Consider the following 19,117-nt stretch of genomic DNA (forward strand, 5'->3'; position numbering starts at 1 on the left):
ATTTTTAATTAGATAAGGTAAATTATTCGGCATAAAAATTTTATGGTTGAGTTAGTTGCTATTAATTTTAGCAGGAAGAAAGGATAAGGCTGAATTATGCGTGGTAATGAGCCAAAAGTGTTGACCTCTTTGTTGTCACAAGGGGCCTTATTATCAAAAATAAAAGATAGAACCATTGCTTTAAGTCAATTGACCAAAATTATTGATGAATTACTTCCACCACCATTAATTCAGCAATATCGAGTTGCTAATTATCGTCAAGGTGTACTTATTCTTGAGGTCAGTTCGGCCAGCTGGTTAACAAGATTAAAATATGAACAAGGTAATTTATTATCAGGAATACGCCAAAAAATTTTACCATCTTTATCTTCCATTCAATATAAAATTAATCCAACTATAGCAACTAATTATTCGCAATCAGTTATTTTGTCTGATAAGAATGTTAAAATTAGTAATGTTATTAGTAAGCAAACAGCAATATATTTAAATGCAATTGCAGAGCAAGCACCAGATAAATTAAAAAAACAATTGATTAAACTTGCGAACCATGCAAAATAAACTAAACAATATGTTCAAGTTATATAATTAAGAGCTATAAGGAGTGAAATATGGATAATAATATGATGACTTATATCGTCATTGGCCTAGTAATTGGATTTATTTTAGGCATGATTTTCATGAATTTTATTTCGCCAAAAGGGCGCAAATATATCAAAGCACAACGTGAATTAGAACAAACCCAAGAAGAGTTAGCCTCACAAAAACAAATGATGGTTAAGCATTTTTCACATAGTGCTGAAATTTTAGATAATATGGCCAAAGAATTCCGTCGTTTATACCAACACATCGCTGAAAGTTCAGGACAATTTGTAAATAATGAAAATATGCCTATTGTTGATCTAGAGTCAAATAATGACATCAGTATTAAACAAGAGTTAACGCTTGAAAAACAGCCTAAAGATTATTCAGATAACCCATCTGGATTATTCAAAAGTGAAGATATTAAACCATAATCAATTTTTAAATATTTTTTGATAAGATAATATTAATCAGATTTATATTGTCAATATTAAATCATTCAAACAAGAGAGTTTTATAATGAGTCATTCTTTACATAAACCAAAAAATTTATTAAGCATAATTGCCTTAAGTTTAGGTTTAAGTTTAGCTACATTACCGAATGCTTATGCTGCTTTTCCGTTTATTCCAACGGATAATAATTTACAACAGCAACAACCTTCATTGGCACCAATGTTAGAAAAAGTACTCCCTTCAGTTGTAAGTATTAACGTTGAAGGCACAGCAAAAATGCAAAGTAATATGCCAGAAGAGTTTAGACGATTTTTTGGTTATCCTGATAGTCAGTCTAGATCATTTTCTGGATTAGGCTCTGGTGTAATTATTGATGCCGAAAAAGGATATATTGTTACTAACAATCATGTTATTGATAATGCAGATAAAATTACTGTTTCGTTAAATGATGGTCATGAATATCAAGCGAAATTAATTGGTAAGGATCCACAAAGTGATATTGCTTTGTTAAAAGTTGATGATGCTAGTAAATTAACTGCTATTAAAATTGCTGATTCAGATAAAACAAGAGTTGGTGATTATGTTGTTGCGATTGGTAATCCATTCGGGATTGGTCAAACGGTAACATCAGGTATTATTTCCGCCTTAGCTCGTAGTGGGCTAAATATGAATGGATTTGAAAACTTTATTCAAACTGACGCATCTATTAACCAAGGTAATTCTGGTGGTGCGTTAGTTAATTTAAATGGTGAACTAGTTGGCATTAACACCGCTATTATTGCGCCAAGTGGTGGTAATGTCGGTATTGGTTTTGCTATACCAAGCAATATGGTTAAAAGTTTAACTTCTCAGCTTATTGAATATGGTGAAGTTAAACGAGGTGTTTTAGGTATAAAAGGTAATGAATTAACTTCAGATATCGCTAAAGCCTTTGATCTTGAAGTACAGAAAGGTGCCTTTGTTAGTGAAGTTATTGCTGATTCAGCAGCCCAAGAGGCGGGCATAAAATCCGGCGATGTTATTGTTTCTATGGATGGTAAACCTGTTGATAGCTTTGCTGAATTACGAGCTAAAATTGCCACAACAGGAGCTGGTCGTACCGTTAAATTAGGTTTAATTCGTGATGGTAAAGAGATTTCTGTTGAAGTTAAATTGAAGAACAGTGACCAATTAAGTACCGAGGCTAAATCTCTTCATCCAGCGCTTGATGGAGCAACATTGACTAATGGTGATGTAAAAGGTCAAAAAGGTGTATTGATTGAAAGTATTGCTAAAAATTCACCTGCTTCTCGTTTAAGTTTACAAGAAGGCGATCTTATCACAGGAGTGAATAAGACCAGAGTCGAAAGTATTTCCGATCTACGTAAAATTATTGATAGCAATCCTTCTGCTATTGCCTTAAACATTGTTAGAGGCGATAGTCGTCTTTATCTGATTTTACGTTAATTATTTAGCCAGATATCGTCGGTGCTTCGCATCGACGAAAACGCCTTTTTAACCCTCAGTTATATATGATAGAATCTTATTAATCATTCTTATCCTGCTTGTGACAATTATGCTTAAAAAAATTCTATGGCCGATATTAATCGGTGCTGTTTTAGCGATAGTGTTACTCATTATTTTTCCTTCTTTGAGAAATGGATCTCAATCTGATTTTTCAAGATCCATTTTTAATGATGAACCTATGAGTTATTCTAGTGCAGTAAAGATAGCTGCGCCTGCAGTGGTTAATATTTATAGCCGCTCAATTAATTCCGTACCTGAACAATCACAAGATAGTCCAATAACACCATTAGGCTCTGGTGTCATTATGAGTGAGCTTGGTTATATCGTTACCAATTATCACGTTGTTGATGGTGCAGAACAAATTATCGTTGCTTTGCAAGATGGCAGAATTTTCGCCGCATTACCTGTCGGTTCAGATAAATTAGTTGATATTGCTGTACTTAAAATTGAAGCATCTAATCTTCCGATAATACCAATTAATCCTTCCCGCGATCCGAAAATTGGTGATGTCGTTTTAGCCATTGGCAATCCATATAATATTGGGCAAACTATTACCCAAGGTATTATTAGTGCTACTGGCCGTGATGGACTCAGTCCATATCGTCGACAAAATTTTATCCAAACTGATGCTTCAATTAATCATGGTAATTCTGGTGGTGCTTTAGTTAATACTAAAGGTGAATTAATGGGTATTAATACTCTGACATTTGCCAAAAATCTAGGTAATGATGTTCCTGAAGGTATTGGTTTTGCTATTCCAACAGCATTAGCCGTTAAAATAATGAATAAATTAATTCAAGATGGCAAAGTGATACGAGGCTATATTGGTATTGATGGTTTAGAATTTGCCCCAACACAAAATACTAGTGATCTCCCAAAAGTGTTAGGTATTTTAGTCACTAATGCTGAAGGCCCTTCTTTGCAGTCTGGTGTACAAGCTAATGATATTTTAATAATGGTTGATAATAAACCAGTAAGATCGATTGTTGAAACCATGGATCAAATTGCAGAGTTGAAACCGGGTACCATCGTCCCCATAATTGTCTTGCGTAATGGAGAAAAGATTCAACTGCAAATAACTATTGGTCAATTGCCGGTTTAGATTGGCCTTTTATTGCTTGATTATCTTTGATATAGGACGTATAATTCGCACCCTTATCATGTTATTTAACACTCGTATGGTGTATAGATTTTGCGGTTAAGCCATTTATATAGCGATACGAACAAACTTTAGAGGTTTATTATGAAAGAAGGTATCCATCCAGAATACACTGCAATTACAGCAACTTGTTCTTGTGGTAACAAAATTGAAACTCATTCAACTATTGGTCATGACATTCATCTTGACGTATGTGGTGAATGTCACCCGTTCTATACAGGTAAACAACGTGATGTAGCAACTGGCGGACGTGTTGATAAATTTAAACAACGTTTTGCAATGGTTGGTGGTAAAAAATAGTTTTACTAATTTTTACTTTGTAAAAAAAGGCGCTTTAAGCGCCTTTTTTGTATCCATGATTTAATCATTCATCAATTAAATCAGGATCTATACCTAAAGCTCGCATCATTTTCTGTGCTTGTAATGGAATGCCATCATCATGATCTTTCTGTAAATCTTCATCACAAGGCAATGGCTGACCAGTATAAGCGTGTAGAAAAGCTTCACATAAAAGTTCACTATTCGTTGCATGACGTAAATTATTGACTTGTCGTCTAGTTCGCTCATCAGTTAATATCTTTAATACTTTTAACGGAATTGAGACTGTAATTTTTTTTACTTGTTCGCTTTTTTTACCATGCTCAGCATAAGGGCTAATATAATCGCCGTTCCATTCCATCATTTATTCACCAAATCAATTACATCACAAATAATGTGGATAATTTTAGCGTTTTTTTTGCTTAGCTGCAATCTATACACCAAGATAGTTAGACGTCTAGACATGTTGACGTCTTTTGTTATTGTGTTATTCTTATACAACTAAATCTAAAAATAAATAAAGTGGTTTGTAGGAAGGTTATTATGGCTCGTAAATCTAAAAATCTTAGCCAAGATACTATTGCTGTTCGTGGTGGATTAAATACAGATGACCAATTTGGTAGCGTAGTTCCTGTTATTACGCCATCAACATGTTATCGATATGAAGAGTTTGCCACCCCAAGGAAATTTGATTATGGTCGAAAATCTAATCCAAGTAGACGATTAGTTGAGGAAACGGTAGCAGAATTAGAAGGCGGTGCCGATGCCATTTTAACCAATTGCGGTATGTCAGCAATACATCTAGTCAGTGTAGCCTTACTTGGCCCAAATGATGTCGTGGTTGCACCTCATGATTGTTATGGTGGTAGTTATCGATTATTTAATAGTTTGAGCCAAAAAGGGTATTTTAAAACCAAATTTGTAGACCAATCCGATCCTGTTGCTTTAAAAGAAGCGCTGAATTTAAAACCTAAATTAGTATTGATTGAATCGCCAAGTAATCCATTATTAAGAGTCGTTGATATTACTGATATTGCACGTCAGTCGCATGAGGTTGGAGCGTTAGTTCTGGTTGATAATACCTTTATGACACCAATTTTACAAAAACCACTGGAATTAGGGGCTGATATTGTTAGTCACTCTTGTACTAAATTTTTAAATGGCCACTCAGATCTATTAGCCGGAATATTAGTATTTAAAGATCAACAATTAGCTACAGATGTATTGTGGTGGGCAAATAATATCGGAACATCAACTTCATCATTTGATAGTTATTTATTATTGCGCGGTTTAAGAACTCTTACTGCAAGAGTTAGATTACAACTAGAAAATGCAGAAAAAGTCGTCGAATTTTTAGTTAATCATCCTAAAATTGCTAAAGTTTTTCATCCTTCGTTACCAACAAATTTAGGTCATGACATTGCCAAAAAACAACAAAAAGGCTTCGGTTCACTGTTGAGTTTTGAATTAGCTTGCGCTGCCGATGATATGCCTAAATTCCTAGATGCGTTGAATATTTTTACCTTAGCGCAATCACTTGGTGGCGTAGAAAGTTTAATATGTCATCCAGCTACAATGACCCATTCAGGAATTAGTGCTGAAGCACGCAAAACAGCGGGTATATCCGATCAATTATTACGTATTTCTGTGGGTCTCGAGGATATCAATGATCTGATTGGTGATTTAGAGCAAGCGTTAGCAAATATTTAACCGTCATCAATTTATCAATAGAGTTGGAAAATAGCTTATTTTTCGACTCTATTAATATAGATAGCTATATATTTAAGTTCGTTTCATTATTTCGATAATCATTGACTTTATTGGCAATGGCGCTGAGGATCTCGTTAATTGAATGCCGTTTACTTCGACCACAAATTTTAGCATTATCATGGCAAACTAAACATTGTCGAGAATGATGCTCGAATTTAGACCGAGAAATACTTTTTTGTGTAACAGGGTCAATGACATCTATATCCCATAATCGTCCTAAAAAATGCCTCTCCTCAATTTTTATACACAGTTGTTTAAGCATATCAACGTTATGATCAATTGATAATAATGCTTCATCACCAGTTATGCTTTCATAAAGTTTTTCATAGATAATAGAAATATTATGTTGGTTTAACATCTGATGGATAGCTTGTACAGCTTCATTAAATAAGAATAAAGTGCCACTACTTTTCTTGATTGGTCCAGGTATTACTAAACTTAATGATATTAGCGGATAAGGGTAGTGCGCAAAAACTTGTTGCTGATTGTTTACGCGATTTTCTTTAGCCATTAACATTTGCTCAAGCGTTATGTTAATGCCATCGTCGAATCTTAATGTTGGATTATTCATAATGATGTTGAGTAATAGCATAACTAAGAATTTTGTTATGCTATTACTATTACAAAGTTAATTAGTCTTTGACTTGACGAACAACATCAATAATTGAGCCATCACGGAAGTGAACAATCCCAACAATTTTATCGTTAAATTCAATTGGTTTTGGTTCACCTGTTAATGCAATAGCACGTTGATAAAGTTCTTCAATAGTCATTACTGGTAAATTAGCCGCTTTTAATCGTTCGGCGATTTCAGGACGAGCAGGATTTACCGCTATACCATGGTCAGTGACTAACACATCTACACTTTCACCTGGTGTAACAATAGTGGTTACTTTTCTAATTACCGTTGGAATTCGGCTACGAATTAGTGGCGCAACGATAATAGTTAGATTTGCTCCAGCGGCTGTATCACAGTGACCACCGGATGCACCACGCATAACACCATCAGATCCTGTTAGTACATTAACATTGAAATCTAAATCTACTTCGAGTGCGCTAAGAATGACAATATCTAATTCATCAACACTCGCACCTTTTGAGGCTGGATTAGCGTAAACGTTGGTTGAAACTTCAATATGATCTTTATTCTTACCTAAAGATTGTCCCGCAGCTCCATCAAAACTTTGTGTATCAAGTAAACGTTTTACTAAGCCTTTCTCATGAAGATCGACGATACTTGCTGTAATACCACCTAGAGCAAATGATGCTGTGATATTTTTCGCTCGCATTCGATTTTCTAGAAAGCGTGTCGCTGCAGTTGATGATGCGCCAGAACCAGTCTGAATTGAGAATCCATCTTTAAAATAACCTGAATTTTCGATAACATCAGCGGCATAGCGGGCAATCATTAATTCTCTAGGGTTACTGGTGATACGTGCTGCACCAACGCTAATTTTAGTTGGGTCACCAACTTCGTCAACTTTAACAATATAGTCAACTTGATCTTGGCGGATACTTGCTGGATGGTTAGGATAACTAACAATATCTTCAGTAAGTAAAACCACTTTCTTAGCAAATTGAGCATCAACCATAGCATAACCAAGGGCGCCACATTGTGATTTACCTGATACGCCATTAGCATTACCTTGTTCGTCAGCAGTTGATACAGCTAAGAATGCGATATCAATATTGATTTCTCCGCTTTGGATTAATTTGACTCGACCACCGTGAGAATGGATATGTACCGGATTTTCCATTAGGCCGTGTGAAATCGCATCAGCTAATTTTCCACGTAATCCTGAGGTATAGATTTTAGTAATTACCCCAGATTCAATGTGAGGAATCAATGCTGCATTACAGCTTAATAATGAGCTTGAAGCTAATGTAAGGTTCTTAATACCTAATTTACTAATGGTTTCAACAACTTTGTTGATAACTTTATCGCCTTCACGAAATGCGTGGTGAAAAGAGATAGTCATTCCATCACGAAGTTCACACTTTTCTATTGCTTGCTCAATTGACTCACACAATTTACGGGTATACTTAGACTCATCTTTTAGATAAGGTGTGGTTGCATTAGCATCAATAAATGGTGTGATATTTTTAAGATCAGGATGCTGTTTTAATAAATCAGCAATTTTTTGGTTTATAGAAGTTGTCATGTTTCAATCCTATCAAATTTCTTTACGTACACCGGAGTATTTAGCTAGTTCAATGATTTTTTGCGCACGAGCAATAATTGGTGCATCAATCATTTTGCCATTTAAAGAAACAACTCCAAGCCCTTTTCTTTCACCTTCTTCAGCGGCTTCAACGACTTTTTTAGCATTTTCTACTTCACTAGCAGTAGGTGCATAAGCATTATGTAATAGCTCAATTTGTCGTGGATTAATCAATGATTTACCGTTGTATCCTAATTTTTTAATTAGGCTGACTTCTTTTAAAAAGCCTTCATCATCATTAACATTTGAATAAACAACATCAAAAGCATCAATACCGGCTACGCGAGCAGCATGTAAAACAGCACAGCGTGCATAAAATAGTTCAGTACCATCCCCGCGTTCTGTTTGCATATCGACTAGATAATCAAATGCCGCAAGAGCGATACCAATTAAACGTGGCGATGATTTGGCAATGGATACGGCATTAACTACTGCTTGAGCTGATTCAATAGCCGCCATTAATTTAGTGCTACCCACTTCTCGGCCACACTCTTTTTCAATTCGTTCAACATGCGCTTCAAGTTCATGAATATCTTCAGCACTATTGGTCATTGGTAAGCGAACAACATCAACACCAGCTCGCACAACGGCTTCTAAGTCTTTAAGACCAAATGGTGTATTTAATGCATTAATTCTAACTACAGTTTCAATGCCATGTTCTTTATAAACAGGTAATTTTAATGTTTGCGCGACGAGTAGACGTGCTGAATCTTTTTCTTTGATAGACACAGCATCTTCAAGATCAAACATAATTGAGTCTGGTTTATAGACAAAAGATGTAGATAACATTGCTGCATTTGCACCTGGAAGAAACAGCATACTGCGACGTAATTTTTTCATAGTAATTTACTCCAATCTAATTCAGTTTCTTCTGCACCACGTAACACAGCACATTGTACCCGTGCTTTTATTGCACAATCTAAAGCTCCTTTATCGTCAATAATGATTAAACCATCAGTTAAGTTAAGTTCATTTAACGTGTTATTAACCACTGCGCGAATTTGATCGCCAAATTGTTTATTTACATCACTATTAATAACAATTTCGATGCCAGTATTTGGCATGACTTTAACTAACAAATCGCTGGATTCGAGAGTTCCTGCCATGGCTTCTTTTTGTATTTTCATGTTTTTACCTTTTGAAAAGAATTAAATATTTAATTTATCCAAATTAGCTGAAATATAATTCCAAGTTGTTGAAGGAACTAATTTCTTAATCTGTTCATAATTTTTTAATGCCAGTGAATTTCGCACTAATGATGCTGATATAATGTTTGATTCCTCGAGTTTTCGAGCAACCTCAATGACAGTAATCTTGGATGCCAAACTAACTTTGTCATCTTCTAACCAATATTTCATCGCTTGATTATAAGCATTAGTCACTTCACTATGTGGCTCTGTACCAACAAAACGGTGAGTTATATTTAATGCTGGAGCAATATAGTTACGGAAGATTAACAGATCGATTCCCATATAAGCATAGTCAATTTTGCTTTTATCTTTTAAAAAATAAGTAGGGAAGGTCGCTTTAGAAATAATGTATGACGAACTGGCATGAACCGTAACATTTTTAATATCTTTTGTGCCATCTTTTACTAACTGTAAACGTACCTGAAACGGAAACAGTGATACATCTTCATTAACCACAAATACATGTACCCAATCACATTGATTGGCTGCAAATTCAATAAGATATTGATGACCTTTAGTAAAAGGATTGGCATTCATCACTATACTGCCAATTTTGTTACCAGCCTTTTGGTATTGCGATAATTGTTTACAATATTGTTTAATCCCAACCGGTGTGTTTTCCATCAATACGACTAAATCAGAAATTTCAACAATAGGATAAAAACCGCATGCTTTGAAAAAAGCGATATTTTCAGGTTTAGTATATAAAAATAGATGAAAATAGCCGTTGTCATTGGCATATTTCATCGTATAGTCGATTAAAGTTAGATTTAGTTGGTTTCCGCGATAATCAGGATCAATGGCTACACACTTAATAATATTGTGATCAAGACCGGCACAAGCGATACAATTATTATTCAGTTTTGCAACAATGAAAGTTGTGACTTGTGGATCTAAATCGAGGTCAGATTGCAATAGTAATTGCTTAATTGCTTGATAATCTTGTTCAGATTTAGATATATCAACAACACTGTAATCAACTAAATCGTACATATAACTACCTTTTTTCTTCAACAATAAAGTTAGTTAGACGACCAATATTGGTAATTTCAACTTCAATGGTATCACCATCGTGCATAAATATTGGTGGATTTCGTTTTTTTCCAACCCCACCTGGTGAGCCAGTAAGAATAACGTCACCCGGTGATAATTTAGTAAATGTACTAATATACGAGATTAAATCAGGTACAGTATGTACTAAATTCTTGATGCTATCATGTTGCATCTCTTTTCCATTCAGATAAGTTGCTATTGATAGCGCTTTAGGATCGGGTATTTCATCTGTAGTTGTTAAACATGGTCCAAAAGCCCCGGTATTTGGCCAATTTTTACCAGCTGTGTACCAAGTATATTGCCAGTCACGAATCGAACCATCCATATAACAGCTATAGCCTGCGACATAAGATAAGGCTTCTTCTGATTTTATGCGGAAGGCCTCTTTACCAATAATAATTGCTAATTCGCCTTCATAATCCAGTTCATCGCTGATAGTTGGTTTAATGATATTTGTCTTATGTCCTGTTTGAGAATCAGGAAAACGAACAAATAAAGTTGGGGCAGAACTAGTTTCATTAAATTCTGCTCGTTTTTCCGCATAATTCATTCCTACACACAAAATTTTGTTTGGATTTGGAATTACCGGTAAATAAGTTATTGCTTGTTCATCGATATCACTAGGTGAGTCTAAAAAGTTTTTTGCGTTAGCTAATCCATCTTTATCAGAAAGAAGGGATTTTAGATCTTGATATTTATCGCCTAGTTTTTGGCCTAAATCTACGATGCCATGATCAGTATATAAACCAAAACTTGGTCGACCAGAAACAAGGTAACTGACAAGCTTCATGAATACTCCTTAAAAGCTGTTTATTGAAACTACACAAGAAAATAGAACAACCCTAGTAATAACTAAGGTTGCTCTTGAAAAAAACTATACTAAAAAATTGCCTAGAATGAGTAAGGATACGGATACGTTAATTGCACCACCAATACGAGTAGCAATTTGGGCAAATGGCATCAACTCCATACGTTCTGCTGCTGTCAGGATTGCAACGTCACCAGTTCCACCTTGACCACTTTGACAGCAAGAGATAACTGCCGCATCAACTGGATACATACCTAGTTTTTTAGCAACAAAGAAACCAGTTGTGACTAAACTTACTACTGTACAAACAATAACTATTAGGTTGATTACGGTGAAAGCTGCTACGATTTTATCCCACGGTGTGATTGCCACGCCCACAGCGAATAAAATAGGATAGGTTACAGAGGTTTGGAAGAACTTGTAAACTACTTGCGAACCACTTAGTACTTTTGGTGAAACACCTGATACTAGTTTAACAAATACTGCAGCAAATAGCATCCCTACTGGCGCTGGAATACCTGTTACTTTGTGACCAATCATACCGACCATATAAAGGATGGCGGCTAATAATACACCAGATGCAAAAGTTGTCACATCAATAACTGATTCTGCTTTAGCTGTTTTATTGATAATTTGGTCATCTTCTGATGCTGGTAACAAGCGACCATTACCAGTTAAATGTGGATAAGCTTTACCAATACGGTTAAGGATACCACCACAAATAATACCGGTTAAACCACCTAACATAACAATTGGTAATACTCTACCTAGAGCTTCACCTTGTTCCATACCTAAAATAGATGCATATCCGATTGATAATGGAATTGCACCTTCACCAACACCACCGGCCATGATTGGTAATACTAAGAAGAAGAATGTTTCAAATGGAGATAAGCCAAGTAAATAACCCACACCAACACCAACTAGCATACCAACAATTTCACCACATACCATTGGTCCGAAGATTTTTAAGAAGCCTTGAATAAGTGTTTTCTTATCCATGTTCATAATACTACCAACGATAATACAGCAGATATAAAGATATAAAATGTGAGTATCTTTATAGAATTTGGTTGTTGCTTGCACCACAGGAGCAGGCAAAATGCCATAATAAACTAATGCAGATGGAATAAAGGTTGCACAAATTGCTGCTGCCCCCATTTTTCCAACAATTGGTAAACGTTTACCTATTTCACCACAAAGAAAACCAAAGAAAGCACATGTTACTACCATAACAACTATTTCACTTGGTAATTTACCTGTTACTAATACTTCAGCAAAGATAAGAATACCCGCGATAATAAATAATGGTAAAGGAATTACACCGATTTTATAATCATCCATAAGTTTCCACCATCCGTATGGCCAAAACTTTTTAGTCTGATCTTCGTGTTTTATCTCATGTTTTTCGACGGTATTGTGCGTTTTTTCAACTGAATTGAAATCCACCATATTTTTTTTATCTCCAAAATAAATTTGCTTTGTTTTAATGGCGCATATAGTGACAAAATATTAATATCAATTTTGTGATATAAATCATAAATTAAGTGTGGTTTTTATGGTTTTAAAGGCTCTAAGTTTTTTTATGCTGTGTTACACTCCTTAGCAGATACAGCAATTATTTATTAAGTATAAAAATGCGAAAACGAATACATCTGTCATTTACGACAAAATTATTTTTATCTCTTTTAATCTTTTCATTGGTGGTTTTAGCATTGCTGCAAAGCTACATATGGAATGTGACAGAAAACGCCTTATATCGTAGTTTAGGCGAAAAAGCTCAAATTCAAGCAAAAGAGTTAGCTGTGATTCCAAGCTTAATAAAATATGTAGAAGAGAAAGATACTGAACAAATCGCTAAACTTGTTTCAGATATTTTTGAACAAAGCGATGCGAGTTATATTGTTATAGGTGATGCTAACGCTTATCGGTTATTTCATACGGCTAATAATTCAATATATTTACCCATGGTTGGTGATGACAATCAGGAGGTGTTAAGTGGTATTAGTAGCACCACAATAAGTCAAGGATCTTTAGGTTTAGCCCTAAGAGGTAAAGCGCCGATTATTAGCCATGGCAAAGTAATTGGTATTGTTTCGGTTGGTTATATGGTAGATGATATTTATGCGTCACATATAAAACAATTTATTCCATTTATCATCTTTTGCTCTTTTTTATTCTTTGCTCTGTTTATATTTTCTTTATGTTTTGCTAGAGCAATCAAAAAACAGATGTTTAATTTAGAACCTCAAGCAATTGCACTATTGGTAAAGAGTCAGAAATCAATAATGGAATCAATCTTTGAAGGTATTATTGCGATTGATCTTGATTACAAAATTATTAATATCAACCAATCAGCAAGGCGTATGTTAAATATAGATATTGATGATAATAGTTTGCTTAATCATGATTTATCTAACTTTATTAAATCAACTGATTTTCTTTATGGTAGTACCAATCAGACCAAAGATGTGCATGACCATATTTGCTATTTCAATAATATTATTGTTATTGCTAATCGTATTCGCGTGATTGTTGATGATGAAATTCATGGATGGGTGATAACCTTCCGAAATTATGATGATATTAATTTATTAAGTATGCAATTAACCCAAGTTACGCAATATGTGGATAATTTGCGTGCGCTAAGACATGAACATCTTAATTGGATGGCAACGTTATCCGGTTTAATTTATATGAAACGATATGAAGAAGCGGAATCATTTATTGCGTTACATTCTGCTGATAATCAACAAAATCTAGATTTCATTACCAGTCATTTTCAGGTTCCAGCTATTTGCGGTTTATTAATCGGTAAATATTCTAAGTCACATGAAATTGGCTTAAAATTGTTCTTTGATCCTGCCTGCCATTTGGAGGCATTGCCTTCCAAGATAACTGAAGCCGAGTTTATGTCGATATTAGGTAATCTGCTGGATAATGCCTTTAATGCCTGTTTAAAAAATAATCAAGGTGATAAATCTATCTATTTATATTTAAGTGATAGAACCGATGAAATTGTTTTAGAAGTCAGTGATCAGGGTTGTGGTATAGATGATAAAATCCGCAATTCAATTTTCCAACCGGGGGTAACCTCACAAAATTCGAACGAACATGGTATAGGTTTACATTTAGTTTCAACATATGTGAAAAAAGCTAACGGCTACATCACATTTGAAGATAATGAACCTTATGGAACGATTTTTTCTGTTTTTATACCTAAGTAGTTAACAGAGGTGAATAAAGTATGTATGAAATAAAAGAAGATACAATTAAAGTTCTTATTGTTGAAGATGAACCCATTTTAGCTGAATTAAATGCTGAATTTATTCAACGAGACACCAAAGTAGAAGTTATTGGTATCGCTGCAACTTTGGAAGAAGCGAAAGTGATGGTTGAAAAATTAAAACCAACATTAATTTTATTAGATAATTACCTCCCTGATGGAAAAGGAATTGAATTATTTGAATATATTATTAATAATAATTTAGATTGTTATGTTATTTTTATTACTGCTGCGAGTGATATGGATACCTGTAGTAAAGCGATACGTTTTGGTGCTTTTGATTATTTAATCAAGCCGGTATCTTATCAGCGTTTAAAACACTCACTTGAACGTTTTGAACTTTTTTTATATCGTCAAAGTTTGCAAAAACATGTTAATCAAAGACGTATTGATGAACTTTTTAATCTACAAACTAAAGACTTTGTTGATATTAATCGCCACTCTAAAGGTATTGAAGAAATTACCTTACAAAAAGTTAAAGATCTATTTATGCAAACTAATGAACCGCAAACTGTAGATCAAATTGTCGAAAAAGCTAATATTAGTAAAACCACCGCTAGACGATATTTAGAATATTGTGTGCAAACTAAATTATTAACGGTTGAGCTTAACCATGGCAAAATAGGTCGTCCTGAAAGGCTTTATAAAAGATTAGGAAAGTAATTTTTTTCGCAAAGTTGGTTATTAATCCTACATTATATAATTTATGATTATATAAATATGCTTATTGGTTATTTTATTGCCTAAATATTTGATGCTAGATTGAATTAATCCAATTGTTGTAAGAACTTTTATAAGCTAAATGAGTTAATTTTGAGCTGCATAATGAGATAAAAACCATGTAACTGCGATAAGATCCGCTGAGCCACCAGGACTTAGGTGGCGTTTTATCAGTTCGTCATCTAACTTAGCAATCATTTCTAGTCCATTTGGATGCATAACGCCACCTTGCTGGATTAAATCTTTTGCTTCATTTTGCACGAATTCTAATCCGGCTAGTCCTCCTCTAGAAACTAGGTTTGTGTCTTGATTGTAAGCTAATAAGTATAGCATTGCTTGTAATAGGGCTGATTCTTCATTATAGCCACTATTCAACATTTCTTGATAAATTGGTAATGATATCTCACGTGCGGTTGTATATCCTGATTCAGCTTCGCCTCTTGCACCAGTAAGATTATATTTTTTAAAAAGCCGTTCCCCTATTGAGTGGCTGCGGTTATTTTTTGATAACTCGTTATTAACCATACCATGGCAAATATTGGCTACCTCATTACAGATCATCGGAATAGTTGTTTGTAATTTAAGTTGCTCTAATTTACCAATGGCACTTAGTAATAGACCAAAGGCAAATATTCCACCTTTATGCGTATTAATCTGTTTAGTTGCACTAAACATCGCTGTTTCACATTCAAGGCCAATTGGTCGAATATTTGCTAAAAAATCAGGTGCTGCAACGTTGGTATTATGTTTACCATATTGATAAAAACGTTCAAACCAATTTGAAATGGCGTTAATACTTGTTATGAATGTTTGAAAATTCATATCGTGATGTGCGCCATTATTGTTCATATCAACCAATCCAGGTTTGGGTGATAAGCAGATCTCTCTAATTAACGCTTGTACCGCCAATATTGTCGGTGAGCTGAGAATATTATGACTTATCAATTTCGATTCTAAGCTAATTACTTGCGATAAATAATTACTCATGGAATAGGCTGCCTTTACAATTAAGCTTAATAATCATTATGAGATGCTTGAGCAAGTACTTCTCGATTACCATTATGGGCAGGTGCACTTATAATGCCTTCCATTTCCATTTGTTCCACAATTCGTGCGGCTCGGTTATAACCAATTCTGAATTTACGTTGGACACTGGATATTGATGCTCTACGTGTTTCAATGACGAAAGAAACAACTTGATCAAATAGTGGATCGAGTTCTTCATCAATAGTATCAAAGCTACCACTTTCACTATCGTCGGTTGAGACGGTTACATTTTCAATATATTTAGGTTTACCACGCGCTTTCCAATCTTGAACGACGGCATGAACTTCTTCATCACGGACAAAAGCGCCATGAACACGAACAGGAATAGAGCTATTTGGCGCTAAATAGAGCATATCACCCATACCAAGCAGAGATTCTGCACCCATTTGATCTAAAATGGTTCGTGAGTCAATCTTACTTGAAACTGTAAATGCAATACGGGTTGGTATGTTAGCTTTAATTAAACCGGTAATAACATCAACAGAAGGTCTTTGGGTAGCTAGTACCAAATGAATACCTGCAGCTCGGGCTTTTTGTGCAAGTCGAGCAATTAACTCTTCTACTTTTTTACCAACGGCCATAATTAAATCCGCAAATTCATCAACCATAACCACAATATATGGAAGTTTTTCAAGCGTCGGCATTTCTAGATCCATACTATCGGTTGGTTTCCAGAGTGGATCTGGAATTGGTCGTCCCATCTCTTCAGCTAGCTTGATTTTCTCATTAAAACCAGCAATGTTACGCACTCCTAACGCTGACATTAATCGATAGCGTTTTTCCATTTCATTCACACACCAATTAAGCGCATTTGCCGCATCTTTCATATCGGTGACGACTTGAGTTAACAGATGTGGTATTCCTTCATAGATAGAGAGTTCTAACATTTTAGGATCAATCATGATGAACCTAACATCTTCCGGTTGTGATTTGTATAAAATGCTTAATATCATGGCATTAACACCAACCGATTTTCCTGAACCTGTAGTCCCTGCGACTAATAAGTGAGGCATTTTTGCTAAATCAGCAACCACCGATTGTCCAGCAATGTCTTTTCCTAAAACGACAGTAAGTGGAGATTGAGCGTTTTTGAATTGTGGGCTATCTAATACTTCTCTGAAATAAACGGTTTGGCGATTTTGATTAGGTAATTCAATACCGACATAAGGTTTACCTGGTATTACTTCTACAACCCTTACTGATGGCATAGATAAGGAACGAGCTAAATCACGATCCAGTGTTGATATTCTGGCAGCTTTAATACCCGGAGCCAATTCAATTTCAAACCGCGTAATCACAGGACCTGGTAAATAATCAACAACGCGAGCTTTTACTCGATAATCAGATAAACTTTTTTCAATTTGCTGTGCCATTGCATTTAACGCAACATGATCAACCTCAATTCTTGTTGTTGGTGGTGGCGTTAATAAATTTAACGACGGTAATGGAGTAGTTGGCTTGGGTAATGGTTTATCATTACGTTGTAATAACGGATGAATTAGGCTTTCTCCCTCATCTTCATTATCTTCTTCGGCATCTTCATCGATAATTGTTGCCGTTTGAGTTAAAGATGTAAGTGCTTGTGTCGTTTCTTCGTTATCAACATCATTTAAATAAATATCATCAATAGTAGGATTTTCTTGTTTAAGAAGAGAGATATCAACATCCTCAGGTATTTCAAAGTTGTCTGGAATATCATTGGATTGATAATTATTATATTCTTGAGTAATACTTGGTGATATTTCATCCTCAACTGGTTGTATCACATTTGGTTCAATCACACTCTCGCTGTTAAAAGTAGGATGATTTATATTTATTTCTGGTTCATGATGTTCCATAGTAAATAATGGTTTACTTGGTGCATCGGCAATCGTGTACTTATCTTCTTCGAAAGGTTGGATAATCTCTTGACTATCCATTTGGTCATTAGATTCCGCCAAATTAGTAGAATTAGTTGTATCACCATCATTCATATTTTTTAAAATATTTTCCATCCGCGCTAATATTGCGTCAGGATCAAGGTCTTTTTTGGCTGCCTTGTCAGTTACATCATGAGTTTCGTCTGTAGTTGCAGTGTTAGCTTCGATCGTTTGTAATAATTGTGCTGCCGTTTTTATGAATTTTTCATCATTTTGTAATGAAATCGGATCTATTGTTGATTCGGCTTTTTCCGTATCTATTTTAGTGGTTAATTCTTGATTATTCTTAGCCAAATTGGTTAGTTCAACACTATTTTGGCTACTGTCATCCATATCAAGATGTAAATCAATCTGTGGTTCTTTTTCTTGTATAGATGCTTCATCATTTTGATTTTGCGCAACTGATTGTGTCATTTTATCTGGTGTAAATAACCATTTTATTGGCGACAGTATTAACATAACCAACGCCCCGATTTTTTCAAATAGATAAAGCCACGAAAAGCCAGTTAGTAATGTAACACATGCTAAGGTTGTTGCCAGTAAAGCTAAAGAGGTTACTAAGCTGCTCATAACTGGTAACAAGCTTTCAATAACGATTGAGCCTAGATAACCACCAGCTTGGAATTGTTCCGGATCACGAATATTAAGGGTAAAAAAACCACAACAACTAAGTACAAAAGCTAATATACCAATAATTCGAAATGAAACACTGAAATAGTTAATTGGTTCATTACTATGACGATAAAAATAGCCCATTAACTGTAAACAAAAGAAAATGATAATAATAGGTAAACTAAAAGCAATCAGTCCAAAAAATTGAAATACGATATCAGCAGCATATGCACCAATATAACCGCCAAAATTGCTAATAGGATTATGCCAAGCCGTACGTGACCAACCCGGATCCGATGGGTTGTAAGTAAAAAGTGATAAAAATAAACAAACAGACAATCCTATTAATGTTAATAGAATTAATTGAATAACAATCTGTCTTCTAGTAATTTTAAATTTTTTCAAACACGTACCTAAAAGCTATTTTAATTAAAATTTTAGCTATTTTATCATAAATTAAACCCACTTATAGCGT

17 protein-coding genes and 1 pseudogene are annotated in these 19,117 nt (G+C 34.7%); 8 read left to right on the forward strand and 10 right to left on the reverse strand.

Annotated features, from left to right (window positions below; all coding sequences use genetic code 11):
- The first annotated feature begins 96 nt into the window (after window positions 1-96).
- From H3T83_RS05485 to rpmE, 5 genes are all read left to right on the forward strand, one after another.
- The gene (locus H3T83_RS05485) at window positions 97-558 is read left to right on the forward strand and encodes a DUF721 domain-containing protein (protein ID WP_065577568.1); all 462 of its coding nucleotides are present in this window, start codon (window positions 97-99) and stop codon (window positions 556-558) included.
- 50 nt (window positions 559-608) lie between these two features.
- Complete coding sequence (locus H3T83_RS05490) at window positions 609-1,013, forward strand: YhcB family protein (RefSeq protein WP_082205134.1); 405 nt, start codon at window positions 609-611, stop codon at window positions 1,011-1,013.
- 85 nt (window positions 1,014-1,098) lie between these two features.
- Window positions 1,099-2,478 (forward strand): Do family serine endopeptidase, encoded by a 1,380-nt coding sequence (locus H3T83_RS05495; protein WP_198215301.1) that lies wholly within the window; start codon window positions 1,099-1,101, stop codon window positions 2,476-2,478.
- 109 nt (window positions 2,479-2,587) lie between these two features.
- Window positions 2,588-3,640 carry an outer membrane-stress sensor serine endopeptidase DegS gene (gene degS / locus H3T83_RS05500; protein ID WP_198215302.1) on the forward strand — a complete coding sequence of 351 codons (1,053 nt, stop codon included), beginning with the start codon at window positions 2,588-2,590 and terminating at the stop codon, window positions 3,638-3,640.
- Between the two features lie 141 nt (window positions 3,641-3,781).
- The gene (gene rpmE / locus H3T83_RS05505) at window positions 3,782-3,997 is read left to right on the forward strand and encodes a 50S ribosomal protein L31 (protein WP_034904595.1); all 216 of its coding nucleotides are present in this window, start codon (window positions 3,782-3,784) and stop codon (window positions 3,995-3,997) included.
- A gap of 64 nt (window positions 3,998-4,061) precedes the next feature.
- Here rpmE and metJ read toward each other — a convergent pair whose 3' ends face one another.
- On the reverse strand, window positions 4,062-4,379 hold the full coding sequence (metJ, locus tag H3T83_RS05510; protein ID WP_034904598.1) for a met regulon transcriptional regulator MetJ: 318 nt from the start codon (window positions 4,377-4,379) through the stop codon (window positions 4,062-4,064).
- A gap of 179 nt (window positions 4,380-4,558) precedes the next feature.
- On the opposite strand from metJ, the gene metB reads away from it, so the two are divergent.
- Entirely contained in the window at window positions 4,559-5,725 is a 1,167-nt protein-coding gene (metB, locus tag H3T83_RS05515; protein ID WP_198215303.1) for a cystathionine gamma-synthase, read from the forward strand.
- A gap of 64 nt (window positions 5,726-5,789) precedes the next feature.
- Here the strand turns inward: metB and citX are convergent, their stop codons facing one another.
- The 7 genes and pseudogenes from citX to H3T83_RS05550 form a co-directional block, all read right to left on the reverse strand.
- The gene (citX, locus tag H3T83_RS05520; protein WP_198215304.1) at window positions 5,790-6,356 is read right to left on the reverse strand and encodes a citrate lyase holo-[acyl-carrier protein] synthase; all 567 of its coding nucleotides are present in this window, start codon (window positions 6,354-6,356) and stop codon (window positions 5,790-5,792) included.
- A gap of 61 nt (window positions 6,357-6,417) precedes the next feature.
- Window positions 6,418-7,947 (reverse strand): citrate lyase subunit alpha, encoded by a 1,530-nt coding sequence (gene citF, locus H3T83_RS05525; protein ID WP_086320339.1) that lies wholly within the window; start codon window positions 7,945-7,947, stop codon window positions 6,418-6,420.
- A gap of 12 nt (window positions 7,948-7,959) precedes the next feature.
- A complete protein-coding gene (citE, locus tag H3T83_RS05530; RefSeq protein ID WP_065577565.1) occupies window positions 7,960-8,847 on the reverse strand; it encodes a citrate (pro-3S)-lyase subunit beta in 888 nt (295 codons plus the stop codon).
- Window positions 8,844-9,134 (reverse strand): citrate lyase acyl carrier protein, encoded by a 291-nt coding sequence (gene citD, locus H3T83_RS05535; protein ID WP_034902004.1) that lies wholly within the window; start codon window positions 9,132-9,134, stop codon window positions 8,844-8,846. The genes citE and citD overlap by 4 nt, the downstream gene beginning before the upstream one ends.
- Before the next feature lie 21 nt (window positions 9,135-9,155).
- Entirely contained in the window at window positions 9,156-10,190 is a 1,035-nt protein-coding gene (citC, locus tag H3T83_RS05540; protein ID WP_198215305.1) for a [citrate (pro-3S)-lyase] ligase, read from the reverse strand.
- A gap of 4 nt (window positions 10,191-10,194) precedes the next feature.
- On the reverse strand, window positions 10,195-11,040 hold the full coding sequence (locus H3T83_RS05545; protein WP_065651468.1) for a fumarylacetoacetate hydrolase family protein: 846 nt from the start codon (window positions 11,038-11,040) through the stop codon (window positions 10,195-10,197).
- Window positions 11,041-11,124: 84 nt separating this feature from the next.
- Window positions 11,125-12,414: pseudogene (locus tag H3T83_RS05550) on the reverse strand (2-hydroxycarboxylate transporter family protein); the annotation flags it as partial.
- A 281-nt stretch (window positions 12,415-12,695) separates the two neighbouring features.
- Between H3T83_RS05550 and H3T83_RS05555 the strand changes: the two are divergent.
- Window positions 12,696-14,285, forward strand: a complete 1,590-nt coding sequence (locus H3T83_RS05555; RefSeq protein WP_198215307.1) for a sensor histidine kinase — start codon at window positions 12,696-12,698, stop codon at window positions 14,283-14,285.
- Window positions 14,286-14,305: 20 nt separating this feature from the next.
- Complete coding sequence (locus H3T83_RS05560; RefSeq protein ID WP_173795327.1) at window positions 14,306-15,007, forward strand: response regulator; 702 nt, start codon at window positions 14,306-14,308, stop codon at window positions 15,005-15,007.
- 144 nt (window positions 15,008-15,151) lie between these two features.
- On the opposite strand, the gene citG is transcribed toward H3T83_RS05560, so the two are convergent.
- On the reverse strand, window positions 15,152-16,051 hold the full coding sequence (citG, locus tag H3T83_RS05565) for a triphosphoribosyl-dephospho-CoA synthase CitG (protein WP_198215308.1): 900 nt from the start codon (window positions 16,049-16,051) through the stop codon (window positions 15,152-15,154).
- A 26-nt stretch (window positions 16,052-16,077) separates the two neighbouring features.
- Window positions 16,078-19,047, reverse strand: coding sequence for a DNA translocase FtsK 4TM domain-containing protein (locus tag H3T83_RS11535; protein ID WP_198215309.1), 2,970 nt, complete (start codon window positions 19,045-19,047; stop codon window positions 16,078-16,080).
- Window positions 19,048-19,117: the final 70 nt, after the last annotated feature.

Origin of the sequence: Gilliamella sp. M0320, from assembly GCF_016101635.1 — a bacterium.
GTDB classification, from domain to species: domain Bacteria; phylum Pseudomonadota; class Gammaproteobacteria; order Enterobacterales; family Orbaceae; genus Gilliamella; species Gilliamella apis.